Source organism: Thermoleptolyngbya sp. PKUAC-SCTB121 (assembly GCF_016919485.1).
GTDB lineage: Bacteria > Cyanobacteriota > Cyanobacteriia > Elainellales > Elainellaceae > Thermoleptolyngbya > Thermoleptolyngbya sichuanensis.
Window position 1 is genome coordinate 1,165,649 of record NZ_CP070366.1, and the last position, 14,261, is coordinate 1,179,909.

The following is a 14,261-nucleotide window of genomic DNA, read 5'->3' on the forward strand; positions in this document are numbered from 1 at the left end:
ATTATAGGCAGCCCATTTTGCAGGTGGAAGCAGGGGAAAACCCCATATTTTCAAAATTCCAGACAATGGCTTCAAAGTGAAAACCGAGACTATCCCTTCGCCGCCTTTGCCTCCAAACTTTCCAGACGGCTCTTGAGCGTTTGATTGTCCTTTTTGAGCTGATCCAGCTCTTGTTGAAGTTTCTTTACAGCCTGATCCTGACCCGCATTTTTCATCACCCGCTGCACTGCTTCTTCGGCAATACGGCGGACGCGACCATCGGGGGTGCGGTCTGCAAGCGATTGCAGCACTGTGGCGGCGCGGGTGGTTTGCATCTGTCCCAGGGCCATCACCACGGACACCTGGGTCAAAAAGAACGACTCATCCGACAACTCCCGCAGCCGATCGAGAATGCGCTCGACCTGGGGTTTTTCTTGCCCAAGGGACACTGGCCCCAGCGCCCGAATTGCGGCCAATCGAAGGGCTTGGGGGGTGCCCATCGCCGTATAGTCCAAAATTAGCTCCAGCGCTGCTGCCGATTCTTTCAGCTTGCTCAAGCCGCCGATTGCCCCACTGCGAACCGTTTCGTTCCACCCGGCGCGGGTGTCCAGCACCTCTCGAAACAGCTTGATTACCTTTTCTTCTTTGGACTTGCCGTTGAGCGGGCTGGCAGCCACCGTGCCGAGCGATCGCAGCGCTGCGGCCTCTACGTAGTAGCTGGGGTCGCCCTTTTCGGCTACGGTTTTAATTGCCTTATAGCTCTCCTGGGTTTTTATCTGGGCTAGCGCTTCAACGACCGACCGTCGCACTCGCGCATCGGCATCCTTTAGCCCTTCTAGCAGTGCCTCTAGCGATTGATCCAGCTTGATTGAAGCCAGTTCTGCGGCCACCTCTGCCCGCACGCCCCAAAACGGATCGTGCGCTAAAGCGTGACCCAGGGCTTTTACGGCTTCCAGATTGCCTTTTTTGGCAAGGGCGATCGCCGCATAGATCCGAGAAACCGGGTCAGGATCATGCTTCAACTGCGCCTTTAGCTCTGCCACGCCATAGTCCAGCGTCACCTCTTTCAAAACGTGGTTGCCGACATCAAAGCTGACGAACTGCGGCTTTTCATCGAGCGGAAAATAGAAGGACTGTTCTCGCTCATGAATCCGCACAGTGAAGGTTTTGAGCGTCGCCAAGGGCTTGGCCGCCTTGTCCTTACCTTTGCCCTCTTCCTCTTTGGCATAGCCAAAGCCAATGGGAATTTTCAGGTCAAACAAGTCACTTCTAAGATCGGTATCGCCATCGGTTGCCTGGGTTTGCACCAGCGTCACCTTCGCCAGCTTGCTGTCGCCATCCCAGCTATAGGACACCTTGTAGTCGGGATGTCCGCCACGATAGACATACTGATCAAACAAAAACTGCAAATTCCGCCCGGTCGCCTTTTCGATCGCCCGCAGCAGGTCAACCGTTTCCACTGTCTTGTGGGCATTGTCGTTGACAAAGGTGTGAACTGCGTCGAAGAATTCTTCATCGCCCAACTCCCGGCGGATCATGTGATACACGCAGGAGCCTTTTTCGTACAGGTGGCGATCGTATAGCTCGATCGCCTCCCGATAAACGTGGGTCACAATCGGGCGGCGATAGCGGCTACTGTCTTCAGAAATATAGCTGCGGGCCTCATTCAGCCGATAGTAGGCGGCATCGTCGGCGGTGTATTCATGCTCCGTCCACAGCACTTCGGAATAGGAGGCCATGCCCTCTTTGATCCAGGCGTGGCTCCAGTGCTTAATCACCACCAAATCTCCAAACCACTGGTGGGCCAGTTCGTGCGCCACAAGCGCCTCGGTGCTGCGGTTGTCTAGGGCGGCGCGTTCGTCGATCAGGCAGCGATCGGTCAGCAGCGTGGTGGATGTATTTTCCATCCCGCCAAAGATGAAGTCATCGACACAGACTTGGGCGTATTTGGGAAAGGGGTAGGCATAGCCGAAGGTCTGGCTAAAGAACTCGATCATTTGGGGCGTTTTGCCCATGCTGCGGCGGGCATCGTCCTCCCGTCCTTTTTCTACGTAATAGGTGACGGGTTTGCCGTGCCACTCGTCGCGCAATTCGGCAAAGTCACCCACCGCCAGCGTCATCAGGTAGGTGGGATGCACCTCTTTTTGGAACCAGTGGTAGATCTTGCTGTTTCCATCTTCGATGGTCTCCAGCAGTTCGCCGTTGGAAATTGCCAACAGGTGTTTTGGTACACGCACGCGAATTTCGCTAGTGGCGAGTTGCCCTGGATAGTCGAAACAGGGAAACCAGAAGCGCGAGTCTTCGTCTTCGCCCTGAGTCCACACCTGCACGGGCTTTTGGGGGTAGTGCTGGTCGGGTGCGATGAAGTAGAGTCCGCGCTGGGGGTGGTCGTTGCTGTAGGTGATTTCTAGCGTGATGGGTTTGCCAGAGCGGGTGGGGTCTTTGAGAGAAACCTGGAGTTGTTCGCCGTCGTAGTCAAAGTGCAGCTTGTGCTTGCCTGCTTTGACGGAATGAATGTCTAGCTTGACCGCATCCAGCGTCAGCCGCTCAATGCCGTTTCGCACCGGGTTGAGCCGAATGGCGCAGGTGCCGCTGTAGCGCTGGTGGGCGAGGTCGAGATCCAGATCTAGGGCAATATGCTCGACCTGACCGGGGCGATCGGGGTTGTAGTGGGGGCGGGCACCGGGCAACTCGAAAGATCGGTAGCCATTATTATCTAGAGCGGTGGCGTAGACAGATTGGTAGACAGACTGATGGATCGTGCGGCGAGAGGACTGAGACATGCAATCAACCTGGAAAATGCAACGACGAGGGTGTGAGGGAATCGGGACTGGATAAGGACGGGGCAAATTTGAGGCAAATTTGAGGCAAATTCAATTCGAGACAGACTATCAGGATGGCATCTGACGTGGCAATGGGAGGAAGCAGTGGGAGGAGGTAAATGGGAGGAGCAGAAGCGCTTGCAATCGGGCGCATCCTAGTTCTGCAAGTTTGCCTTCATCCCCCAGCCCCTGCTCCCAAAGCGGGAGCAGGGGAGCCGGATTGGATGTCCCTCTGCCGCTTTGGGATAGGACTTTAGGGTGAGGGCTACAAAAGTGGGATGCACCCCTTGCGATCGCCCCACCTGGCATCCCCCTGCTGACGCTCTGCTGGCGCTCTGTATCCCTTGTGCTGACGCTCTGCCAGACCGTTGCCAACAAGACGAGCGATCGCAGCTTGGAGGGCAAGTCTAGAAGCTCAAATCTGAAAAATAGATCAGGGAAACCCATTGGCAAGGCAGATTGGGGGGCAAATTCCGCAAGGCAGCCCTACGCTACGCACAGATAAAGTCCGTATGGGTTGATACGGAGGCCGGCGAACGCCATTGGCACAGATTGGCGGCAGGCCGTGTCCGTAGTTTCCACGCCCTTGCCTGACCCGAAATGTCTTCAGGCTCGTCCAGTCTATTGCTTAGATTAGCGCGGGAAACCAGTGATGAGATCGTCTCGCAGGCAAGCAGTATAGCTGTTGATTCGTCAAGGGGGCGATCGCCCTTCATTACTCCTTCACATTTTTCTGCGAATGCTGACAAATTTTTTACCAAAATTCTGGCGATTTCCAGGGGATCGCAGGGCACTTTAAAGTCTGAAACGGTGCATCCCCCTCAATCAGCCTGCATTCTGCCCCATCTGCTGATCTAAGTGCAATGTTGCTGCGTCAAGCAAACCGTCTGAAGTCAAAATCGTTGTCTAGTCTCCAGCAGAGCAGCCATCGGCTGTGGCGAGAGCGGCGTATCTGGCTGACGGCGATCGCCGTGACATGCGGCGTATTGGGGCTGCGCTGGCTGGGTGGGCTGCAATTTTTGGAACTGGCAGCGCTGGATCGCGCCTTTCGCCTGCGTCCAGCAGATCCTATGGATGAGCGCATCGTCATCGTCGGTATTAATGACATTGACATTCAAAACCTGCGCGACTGGCCCATTTCCGATCGGGTGATGGCGGATTTGCTCCAAAAAATTAAATCCTACCAGCCCCGCGCCATTGGGCTGGACATCTACCGCGAATTTTCGGTGGGCGAGGGCGGCGACGAACTTAAGGCGGTATTTCGCACCACGCCAAATCTCATTGGCATTGAGAAAATCCCCGACTCGACGAGTCCGGGTGTAGAGCCGCCCAAACTGCTGAAGCAAGCGGGTCAAGTCGGCTTTAACAATGTCGTGACCGATAGCGACAACCGGGTGCGGCGGGTAATTTTGTATTGGGGTGTAAACGGCGAACTGCGCCGCAGTTTTGCTCTGAAGCTGGCGCTTTTGTACCTGCAAGACTGGGGCATCAGCACCCAACCCGCGCCTGACAATCCTGCCGAGGTGAAGTTGGGGCAGTCGGTGTTGCGGCGACTGGGTCGCAACGATGGCGGCTATGTGCGGGCAGACGATGGCGGTTATCAAATTCTGGCGAACACGCGCAGTTCTGGCTACCGCACAGTGTCGCTGACTGAAGTGCTAAACGGCGAGGTCGATCCGGCGCTGATGCGCGATCGCATCGTTTTGATTGGCTCCACTGCCGAAAGCCTGAATGATTTCTTTTTCAACTCCTACAGCCGGGAAATGAACGGCACCGTGCAGCGCATTCCTGGAGTAGCGCTCCACGCCAACTTCATCAGCCAACTGCTGGATGCGGCGCTGTATGGGCGATCGCCCTTGCAGGTCTGGATCTCTCCGGTGGAATGGATCTGGATTTTGGGCTGGTCGCTGGTGGGTGCGGTTGTAAGCTGGCGATTTCGCCACCCGGCAAAGCTGGCCATTTCCTTACTGGGAAGCAGCAGCCTTCTGTTAGGGAGTTGCTACCTGGCATTTCTTCAGGGGTGGTGGATTCCGCTAGTGCCGCCGCTGCTGGCGCTGGTTGGGTCTAGCGGCGTGATTACGAGCTACATTGCCTACCTCAAAGAGGAACTCAAAAAATCCAAAGAGTTTCTCAGCTCGGTCATTCATATGATTCCCGATCCGGTGTTTGTCAAAGATCGGCAGGGACGGTGGATTGTGCTAAACGAAGCCTTCTGCCGCTTTGTGGGCTATCCGCTCGAAACACTGCTCGACAAAACCGACCACGACATTTTCCCGCCCCATCAGGCCAATTTCCTGCGGCAGCATGATGAGAGCGTGTTTGAAACAGGGTTGGACAGCGAGAGCGAGGAAGAATTTACCAGCGCCGATGGAGCGCATTATCTGACGGCAACCAAGCGATCGCTCCACAAAGACGCTGCGGGCAACACCTTCCTGGTGGGCGTGATTCGCGACATCACCCAGCGCAAGCAGATGGAAGAAGAACTGCGCCGCACCGCTGCGGAATTGGTGCGCTCCAACGCTGAGCTAAAACAGGCGCAATACCACCTGCAACACCTGGCCTACCACGACAGCCTGACGGGATTGCCTAATCGCCAGCTATTGTGCGATCGCCTCTTGCAATCGCTCCTCTGGGCGCAAGAACACGACCAGCTTGTTGCGGTGCTGTTCCTGGATCTGGACGGCTTTAAGCACATCAACGACACCTACGGCCACGCAATGGGCAATCTGCTGCTCAAAGCCGTAGCCCAGCGCCTCTCCCGCTGCCTGCGGAATAGCGACACCGTAGCCCGCTTTGGCGGCGACGAATTTGTGGTGCTGCTGCCGGCCATTCCCCATGTGCAAGACGTGACCCGCGTTGCCGAAAAGATTCTCGATACGCTATCCCAAAGCTTTGCGCTAGAAGGTGAGTCGATTCCTGTCACCACGAGCATCGGCATCAGCCTCTATCCCACCCACGGCGACGACCCCGAAACCCTGCTCAAGCAAGCAGACCTGGCCATGTATCAGGCTAAGCAGGCTGGCAAGCGGCAGTATGCGCTGCCTGTAGAGGTGGAGAAGAGAGCGTCCTAAGGTTGTGAGAAATCAAATACCGCCGACAAACCGCCCCGGACTCAGCAGCCTGTCTGGATCAAACTGCTGCTTAATGCCGCGCATCAGCCCAAGGGCGTTGCCGGGATAGCCCCACCCGTCAATCTGCTGTTTCAGGTCAACGGGGGCGGCCAGGAGGGAGAGGAAGCCACCCTGGGCTTCGCAGAGACGGCGCAGATCGAGCAGGTGGCTCGTGCTGGGCGGGTCAGCGAACCGGAGCAGCCCCAAACCGCTGCCTGCGTGAATCGTGCCGTAGGACAGCGAGGGGAACTGGTCGGCAATTTTTTCCAGGGTTGCGGCGGCCTGATTGGGCAAGACTCCGATTTTGCAGGTGAGGGAAGGAGTAGTCTCCCACAGGGCTTGCAATGTTTGCCACAAGGATGCTTCAGCAGCGTCGGTGTAGGTGGACTCGACGAGAGCGGCGGACTGGGCAAACTGGCGGAACTGGGCTGCCTGGGCATCTAGCGAAACGGCAAGACCCTGAAACTGCACCACTAGCCCCAGCCCTGCATGACCGAGGTGCTGCATGGCGGCTGGGGCAACCAGTTCCACTGCAACTGGGGCAAGCGCTGAGGAGAGGAGTGCCTGGGTGACGCGGGCGATCGCCTCTCGTTCTCCTGCCAGCACCAGCGTTTTCGAGGCTTCGGGCAAGGGATAGACGCGAAAGGTGACTTCTGTAAGGATGCCCAGCGTGCCCCAGGACCCGGTGAATAGCTTCATCAGGTCATAGCCTGCCACGTTTTTCACCACGCGCCCGCCGGCCCTGGCGATTTCGCCATCCGCCCGCACCAAGGTCACGCCGATTAGCAAATCTCGCACGCCGCCGTAGCGATGGCGCAGGGAGCCGCTATCGGCAGTGGCAATGATGCCGCCGAGGGTGGCTGCGTCGCCGTAGGACGGGTTGAGCGGCAAAAACTGGTTTTGTCGAGCCAGGTGTGCTTGCAAGTCGGCTAGCCGCATTCCGGCCTGCGCGGTGACCGTGAGATCCCCGGCTGCATGGTCGATGAGCTGGTTCATCCGGGCCGTGCTGATGCCGACCTGTATGCTGTCTGATACGCCGCCCCAGTGCAGCTTGGTGCCTGTGCCAAAGGGGAGCGATCGCCCTTTTTGCGCGTGCAATTCTTTCACCACAGCGGCAAGTTGGGCGGGCGAATCTGGCTCCACAATGCATTCGGGTATGCCACCAGGGGCGATCGCCTGAGACAGTTGCGCCTTCAGTGCTGGCGCGACCCTTTCCCAAACCGAGAGTTGCTCAGCGCCGACCAGAGATTGGAGACTGGAGACAAATTTGCTCATAAAATCCAGGTAACAGATCCAGGAAATGCTTCATGATCAGGCCATGCAAACGACCCGCTGACCATCCTCCCATGAGGGGTCGTTTTTGCAGCGTTGGTTTTTTAGGGCAAGTCTAACCCCGCTCCTTTTCTCATGAATTGCGTCTAAAGGTTTGCCATCCAGAACTGAGAGCGTAATTCTGACTATGACTCGTGCCATGACTCGTGATGTTGTCAGCCCAGTGACTCAGCCGCTCTTGCTCAAAGATGAGATTCAGCAAGCTTTTATTATTGCGTATCGGGAAGAGACTGAGCCGCTAGAGCAAGCGCTGGCAAATGAAGGCTGGCAGGTCAAGCTATTTCGCAATGAGCGATCGCCCGACTCTTCCTATGCCGCCATCTATTGCTGCATGATGAACCACCGTCGGGCATGGGTGCAGGCGGCGGCAGAACCCCGGCCGACCCTGATTGTCGAAGCGGATTTTGTGCCCGTGGTTGGGATGTCGTCTCTGCCGCTGCCGATGGATCTGTCTCAGCCTTCAACCGGACTCTGCTGGCTCTACACCTGCGCGGCACAGATCTATAGCCTCAGTCCTGATGGCTTTGCGGAAGGATTTTCGACCTCGCTGGTGGCCTACGTCGTCACGCCTGCTGCCGCCCGCTGCCTTTGTGGACTGGCTGACTGGGTGCATGAGCATCACGGCACGGGCTATTTCAATTTCGACTCCGAGGTGGATAAATACCTGCGATCGCACGGCTTCAAAAACTACATCAGCTTTCGCAACTACGGCGAACACGGCGGCATCCCCAACCCGGAGCATCGCCAGCATGGTATTAGCGGCATCCATCGCGCCGATGTGCTGGCTGGGCCCGTGGCCTTTCGCCCCCTCTACGCCGGAACCGGACACCAGTGGCGATCGCGCTATCTCTGGATTCGCCTCAACGCCCGCCTCAAAGGGATCGGGCGGCTTCTGCTGGGGCGTTTCCTCCGACCCAAGATCCTCCGCAAAGCCAGCGCCCCAAGACGAATGCTGCAATGGGCGATCGCCCGTCAACTCATCCGGCGGCTTTGAGGGAAGCGGGTTGCAGTATCGAGTCTTTAAGTCTTTAAGAGGAGCGCAGGAGAGAGTAGAATTTGCACGAAGAGGAGCGCAGGAAAGAGTGGAATTTGCACGAGCGTTCTAAAAACCCGCTTCTAATCCTCTGTTCTAATCCTCTGTTCTAATCCTCTGTCGCTTTTCCGTCATCACTCTTCCGTCGATTCCGGCGGCCGATATCCCCGCTCATAGGCATAGCGGATTAGCTGCGAGCGGTTTTCTAGCTCTAGCTTGCTGAGAATATTGCTGAGATGGGTCTGCACCGTGCGCGGGCTGACGAAGAGACGCTCGCCAATTTGCTTGTTGGTATAGCCCTGGATCACTTCAGCAAACACCTTTTCCTCCGCTGGCGTAAGGGGAAGCGGGGTCTGCGTAGCAGGGCGATCGCCCCCCGCAGTGCCAACACCGACCGACTGCTGCATCAGCCGCACAATTTCGGAGTGAACCCGGCGCGATCGCTCCAGCTGGGCCTCAATCTTGGCGACTAGCTCCTTCGGCTCGAAGGGTTTTGCCAGATAGTCGTCTGCGCCCATCTGGTGGCCCTGCACCCGGTCGTCCACTTCCTTGCGGCTAGAGAGAAAGATAAAAGGCACGAGTTGCCCCGTGCGGCTGGCCCGCAGGCGGCGACAAAACTCCAGCCCGTCCATCTCTGGCATCAGCACATCCGAAACCACCAGATCGGGCGGATGCTGCTCAAACAAGGTCAACCCTTCCAGCCCAGACTGGGCTTCTTGCACCAAGTAGCCCTGATTTTGCAAGTATCGGGTGAGTGCTGTCCGCAAGGTGGTGTCGTCATCTACGATCAAAATGCGTTTCATATCAGTTACTCATCTCCAACCCTGCCAACAGCATCACAGGTTCCTTTTGCATATATCGAGATCTTCCATCGAGCCATCATAGCGGCTGAGACTTGAATTGAGACAGGGTGCGATCGCACCCCCTTAGCTCCCGAACTAACCTGCTAATTCTTCTTAAGCAATCCCGTTCAACGGAATAAACTTTTAAGGAGGAGTTTTTGGGACGGTCAAGCTTCCTAAGTTTTCCAAATCATTTTTCAAATCAGGGGACATTCAGCAAAATTATCAGATAAATCTGACAAAACAGTGACATCACCCAAAGACACCTTCATCTTAAGGATTTTTTCGCCTTTTTTGCGGTTGCCCCACCGTTGATTGTCTTAGATGAACAGTTCCTCCGATTCATCTTTGAGAAATTGAGCAATTGCAAGTTTGAGATATCATGCCCCTGGCTAAAAAAAACTGGCACGTTGCCTCAAGGAAGCACTCTTGTCGAGAAACTTTGGAGAAACTGATCCGAAAGCTGCTCACTCTTGAGCATTCTGGCTCTTCTCTCCGCCACTAAACTAGCCAAGAATCGTTGATTTATCACTTAGGAGTCGGCAACGCTCTATGTATGAAAAGATTATTCCCCCGACCGAGGGTTCACGCATCACGTTTGAAAACGGTGAGCCACAGGTTCCTGACAACCCTATCATTCCCTTTATTCGAGGCGACGGCACAGGCGTAGACATTTGGCCCGCGGCTCAGAAGGTGTTTGATGCGGCCGTGGCAAAAGCCTACGGCGGGCAGCGCCAGATTGTCTGGTTCAAGGTGTATGCAGGCGATGAAGCTTGCGAACTCTACGGCACCTATCAATACCTGCCAGAAGATACGCTGGCGGCAATTCGAGAATATGGCGTGGCGATCAAGGGGCCGTTGACTACGCCCGTCGGCGGCGGCATTCGTTCGCTAAACGTCGCCCTGCGGCAAATTTTTGACCTGTACGCCTGCATTCGCCCGTGTAAATACTATGCAGGCACGCCCTCACCCCACAAAACGCCTGAAAAGCTGGATGTAATTATCTATCGGGAAAACACCGAAGATATCTACCTGGGCATTGAATGGAAGCAGGGCAGCGAAGTGGGCGATCGCCTCATCAAGATCCTCAATGAAGACCTGATTCCCGCCACCCCCGAACACGGCAAAAAACGCATCCCCCTGGATTCGGGCATTGGCATCAAGCCCATCAGCAAAACGGGTTCCCAGCGCCTCGTGCGCCGCGCCATCCGCCACGCCCTGCGCCTGCCCAAAAATAAGCAGATGGTGACGCTGGTTCACAAGGGCAACATCATGAAATACACCGAAGGCGCATTCCGCGATTGGGGCTACGAACTGGCCACCAGCGAGTTTCGCGCTGAGTGCATCACAGAACGGGAATCCTGGATTTTGGGCAACAAGGAGAAAAATCCCGACCTCAGCATCGAAGACAATGCCCGCATGATCGATCCGGGCTATGACGCGCTGACGGCGGAGAAAAAGGCGCAAATCTGCGACGAGGTACAATCCGTCCTCGATGCTATTTGGGACACCCACGGCAGCGGCCAGTGGAAAGACAAGATCATGGTCAACGACCGCATCGCCGACAGCATCTTTCAGCAAATCCAGACGCGCCCCGATGAATATTCCATCCTGGCGACGATGAACCTGAACGGCGACTATCTCTCTGACGCGGCAGCGGCTGTCGTCGGCGGGCTGGGTATGGGCCCCGGCGCGAACATTGGCGACTCTGCTGCCATCTTCGAGGCGACCCACGGCACCGCGCCCAAGCACGCAGGACTAGACCGCATTAACCCCGGCTCCGTCATCCTCTCTGGGGTGATGATGCTGGAATATATGGGCTGGCAGGAAGCGGCGGACCTGATTAAGAAAGGCATCGGCGGCGCGATCTCGGCCGGCGAAGTCACCTACGACCTGGCCCGACTGATGGAGCCACCCGTAGAGCCGCTGAAATGTTCTGAGTTTGCCGATGCCATCATCCGCCATTTCTAACAGCGTCCATGAGCGTGTTTTCATGAATGCGTTTTCATGAATGCTTTGTTCGGGACGGCTGACTGATGCAACGAAACTAATGCAACGAAACTAATGCAACACTAATGCAACGAAACTGATGCAACGAAACTGATGCAACGAAACTGATACAACGAAATGGTGTGTAGCTGCCCGTTTGCTACACACCATTTCCGCTCAGTTTGATGGATATATTAAACAGCGCCGATGGTTTGGAAGACCTGCAAATCGCTGCCAGAACGGGCGCTTACGGATTCGAGAACGTGTTGAACTCGCCGTTGCGAGGCCGGGACGGAGCCGAAAACGGAGCCGCTTCAACTGTAGGGGGCTGAGCAGGCTGCGTGGGAGCCGTGTAGAAGTTGCGCCCGTCAAACTGGGGTTGCGGCAGCACTGAGGAGTTGCCGCCTGGGAAGCCTGCTGCGCCCGCCCCTGAAATCCCTGAGCCTGAAATGGAGGAATCAGGCACGGGCAAACCGGAGGGAAGGGGCGCAGGCGCACCGATCGGCTGACCCAGTGTGCTCGTCGGCAGGGGCTGAACCCCTAATGGCGGCAGGTAGCCCGTGCTGCCCGGTGGTGGCGAGGTGCGGGGCAGATAGGGGCCCGGTAGCGTGGGCGTAGAAAAGGCTGGGGTGAGGGAGGGTTGGCTCAGAGGTTGGGCGGGTTCTCCAGGAATAGGTTGCAGGACGGAACCGCTGGGAACGGTGCCAGGAATTCTGGGGGAAGTGCCAGATGAACCTGCTGGAGACGGCTCGACCGTAGAAGGTGGGCTGCTGGAGCCTGCCTGACGCTGGAGCGCTGATTCCAGTGGGCTAACGGGGAGAACTGGTTGAGATGGCGTAGAGCCGGGAATAGGGCTGCTCACTGTACCCACAGTACTCACTGTGCCAGCAGGGGCGATCGCCGGACTAGGCAATATAGAACTGGTTGTAATAGGACTGGTCGTTGGCGAAACGGTGATTGTGTTCAGGATTGGGTCTGGCTTGGCTGAACCCCTGGACGAGCGGCTGGCTGTGGGGGCAGGGTTCAGCAACAGGAGGTTTGTGAGGGCGATCGCCGACGATGCAGGCAGACTAGAGGAGGAACCTGCTTGGCTCGGCGACTTGAGCGCATCGGGCAGGCTGCTAGGAGAAACGAGCGGTTCCTCTAGCGCCAGAGGTGTTCCCGTTGGAAATCGACGCGCTCCCAGCACGGGCAGGTTGTCAATGTCGATTTGAGCGCGATCGCCCAGGGATCGACCTTGCCCCGTTGGGTTTGACTCAAAGAGACCCGGCGGCAGGGCACGATCTCCAGACGAGTCGGCACCGAATTCTAGGGGGCGATCGCCTAACCAATTGGACAGCAAAGCAGGACGCTGCCAATAGGCCCAGGCCAACGCCAACGCCAGCACAGGCACCACTGCCGACAGCCAGACTCTAGGGCGCAGGAGCAAGCGCACTCGGCTACGAGAATAGCGATGGGTTCGAGAAAACCGAATGGGCGAAGGCATAACCCAAAAGACAATAAAAACGGCAAAGGGAAATGGCTTAATTTAACGGAGCTTGAACGGGGACTGATGCGCCTACAAGTTGAAAGCTTAAGAATTCTGAAGATAAAAGTACGCCAGTAGTGCGCCAGTAGATTGTCTGATCGGTTTGACATTGCACCAGCTTGAAACGTTACGCCAGCTAAAGAACCGAGCAAGGCAAACCATAAAAAGACCCCTCGATTCTATCAGCGACCCCCAAAACCGCCATAAACTTAACCAGAGCTTTGTAGTTCCTTTATATAAGGCTTCCTGAAAATCATTTCCTTAAAAAATTTACGGGTTTTGCAAAGAGTCGGTGAATTGTGGTTCGCGCCTAATCATTCCAGAATGCCTGTGGGAAGAAGGCAGCACTTTCTGGAAGCGCTATTCTTAAAAGGCGTGAACATATATCCTTAGTATCTGTAGGAAGTATTTGTAGGATCTGTGGATACTGCGGCAGTCTCTAAAGTCAGACGAAAGTCAAATGTTTGAAGCCGTCTGATTGCTGCCAAGCAAAGGCGCAACGTGGCTATCTACAGGCTGTCTACAGGCTATCTAAGGCATCCAGCGCTGACCGACAGGAGAAACGGCTGTGAACATCTTTGGGATTGGTCTGCCAGAAATGGCGGTGATTATGATTCTGGCGCTGCTGATCTTTGGCCCGAAAAAACTGCCAGAGATTGGGCGCAGCTTGGGCAAGGCGATCAAGGGCTTCCAGGATGCGTCTCGCGAGTTTCAGGAAGAGTTTAAGAAGGAAGCAGAGCAAATCGAGAAAACCATCAGCCAACCGATGGAAGCCAAGCTAGAGCCGCCCGCGCAAAAGGTTCTCTCGGCAACTGAGAAGGCTGAGCCGACGGATGCTGAAGTGATCGCGCCCGTCGAAGAAGATGCCGCCAGCCCTTCCCAACCCAGCTAGACGATGGGCGAGTCTCGTGATGTGGCGATCGCCCCTACGCCTCAGCTCATTGTGGGTCTGGGCAATCCGGGCGCTAAGTATGACCGCACCCGGCACAATGTCGGATTTATGCTGGTAGACGAGCTAGCCCGCTCCTGGCAGATCAACCTGGCAGACCACAAAAAATTTCAGGGCATTTTTGGGGAAGGCACTGGCCCGCACCGTGACAAAATTCGACTGCTCAAGCCCCAGACCTACATGAACCTATCGGGTCAGTCGATTCGTGCGGTGGTGGACTGGTACAAGCTCTCGCCGGAGTCCGTGCTGGTGGTTTACGACGATATGGATTTGCCGCTGGGTCGGCTGCGGTTGCGGCTATCGGGTTCCGCAGGCGGACACAACGGCATGAAGTCCATCATTTCGCACCTAGGTACGCAAAATTTTCCGCGCCTCCGCATCGGTATCGGCAAGCCCAAAACCGCCGCCCCGGAAGACAAAGACACGGTTTCTCATGTGTTAGGGCAGTTTTCCAAGGCGGAAACAGAAATTTTGACCGAAGTGCTGCGGTTGTGCGAAGCGGCGATCGCCCTCAGCCTTCAGCAAAGCACCGAAAAAGCCATGAGCCTTTATAACAACCGGATAGCGGGCATCTAGCGGCGAGGGCAGCAGAGATCAGAGGATAGGACTACATGCCAGACGCTCATGCCAGACGCTCACGCGAAACACTCACGCAAGACGCGCTACGTCCCAAAACC

Annotated in this window: 9 protein-coding genes; 5 read left to right on the plus strand and 4 right to left on the minus strand. The window is 56.2% G+C overall.

Annotated elements, in window-relative coordinates:
• Positions 1 to 89 precede the first annotated feature (89 nt).
• A complete protein-coding gene (locus JTM80_RS04875; protein ID WP_205370707.1) occupies positions 90 to 2,762 on the minus strand; it encodes a M1 family metallopeptidase in 2,673 nt (890 codons plus the stop codon).
• Positions 2,763 to 3,703: 941 nt separating this feature from the next.
• On the opposite strand from JTM80_RS04875, the gene JTM80_RS04880 reads away from it, so the two are divergent.
• Entirely contained in the window at positions 3,704 to 5,872 is a 2,169-nt protein-coding gene (locus JTM80_RS04880; protein ID WP_228721726.1) for a CHASE2 domain-containing protein, read from the plus strand.
• A gap of 12 nt (positions 5,873 to 5,884) precedes the next feature.
• Here the strand turns inward: JTM80_RS04880 and JTM80_RS04885 are convergent, their stop codons facing one another.
• Positions 5,885 to 7,186, minus strand: coding sequence for an FAD-binding oxidoreductase (locus JTM80_RS04885; protein WP_172354744.1), 1,302 nt, complete (start codon positions 7,184 to 7,186; stop codon positions 5,885 to 5,887).
• A gap of 196 nt (positions 7,187 to 7,382) precedes the next feature.
• On the opposite strand from JTM80_RS04885, the gene JTM80_RS04890 reads away from it, so the two are divergent.
• On the plus strand, positions 7,383 to 8,237 hold the full coding sequence (locus JTM80_RS04890; protein WP_172354742.1) for an LPS biosynthesis glycosyltransferase: 855 nt from the start codon (positions 7,383 to 7,385) through the stop codon (positions 8,235 to 8,237).
• A 173-nt stretch (positions 8,238 to 8,410) separates the two neighbouring features.
• On the opposite strand, the gene JTM80_RS04895 is transcribed toward JTM80_RS04890, so the two are convergent.
• Entirely contained in the window at positions 8,411 to 9,079 is a 669-nt protein-coding gene (locus tag JTM80_RS04895; protein WP_172354740.1) for a response regulator transcription factor, read from the minus strand.
• A 591-nt stretch (positions 9,080 to 9,670) separates the two neighbouring features.
• On the opposite strand from JTM80_RS04895, the gene JTM80_RS04900 reads away from it, so the two are divergent.
• Positions 9,671 to 11,089, plus strand: a complete 1,419-nt coding sequence (locus JTM80_RS04900; protein WP_172354738.1) for an NADP-dependent isocitrate dehydrogenase — start codon at positions 9,671 to 9,673, stop codon at positions 11,087 to 11,089.
• A gap of 265 nt (positions 11,090 to 11,354) precedes the next feature.
• Here the strand turns inward: JTM80_RS04900 and JTM80_RS04905 are convergent, their stop codons facing one another.
• On the minus strand, positions 11,355 to 12,593 hold the full coding sequence (locus JTM80_RS04905) for a hypothetical protein (protein ID WP_205370709.1): 1,239 nt from the start codon (positions 12,591 to 12,593) through the stop codon (positions 11,355 to 11,357).
• Positions 12,594 to 13,203: 610 nt separating this feature from the next.
• Between JTM80_RS04905 and JTM80_RS04910 the strand changes: the two genes are divergently transcribed.
• Positions 13,204 to 13,527 carry a TatA/E family twin arginine-targeting protein translocase gene (locus JTM80_RS04910; RefSeq protein WP_172354734.1) on the plus strand — a complete coding sequence of 108 codons (324 nt, stop codon included), beginning with the start codon at positions 13,204 to 13,206 and terminating at the stop codon, positions 13,525 to 13,527.
• Positions 13,528 to 13,530: 3 nt separating this feature from the next.
• A complete protein-coding gene (gene pth / locus JTM80_RS04915; protein ID WP_205370710.1) occupies positions 13,531 to 14,160 on the plus strand; it encodes an aminoacyl-tRNA hydrolase in 630 nt (209 codons plus the stop codon).
• Positions 14,161 to 14,261: the final 101 nt, after the last annotated feature.

Bases quoted from the DNA above. Each gene is read 5' to 3' on its own strand.
- JTM80_RS04875 (WP_205370707.1), bottom strand. From the start codon at position 2,762: ATGTCTCAGTCCTCTCGCCGCACGATCCATCAGTCTGTCTACCAATCT.
- JTM80_RS04885 (WP_172354744.1), bottom strand. From the start codon at position 7,186: ATGAGCAAATTTGTCTCCAGTCTCCAATCTCTGGTCGGCGCTGAGCAA.
- JTM80_RS04890 (WP_172354742.1), top strand. From the start codon at position 7,383: ATGACTCGTGATGTTGTCAGCCCAGTGACTCAGCCGCTCTTGCTCAAA.
- JTM80_RS04895 (WP_172354740.1), bottom strand. From the start codon at position 9,079: ATGAAACGCATTTTGATCGTAGATGACGACACCACCTTGCGGACAGCA.
- JTM80_RS04900 (WP_172354738.1), top strand. From the start codon at position 9,671: ATGTATGAAAAGATTATTCCCCCGACCGAGGGTTCACGCATCACGTTT.
- JTM80_RS04905 (WP_205370709.1), bottom strand. From the start codon at position 12,593: ATGCCTTCGCCCATTCGGTTTTCTCGAACCCATCGCTATTCTCGTAGC.
- pth (WP_205370710.1), top strand. From the start codon at position 13,531: ATGGGCGAGTCTCGTGATGTGGCGATCGCCCCTACGCCTCAGCTCATT.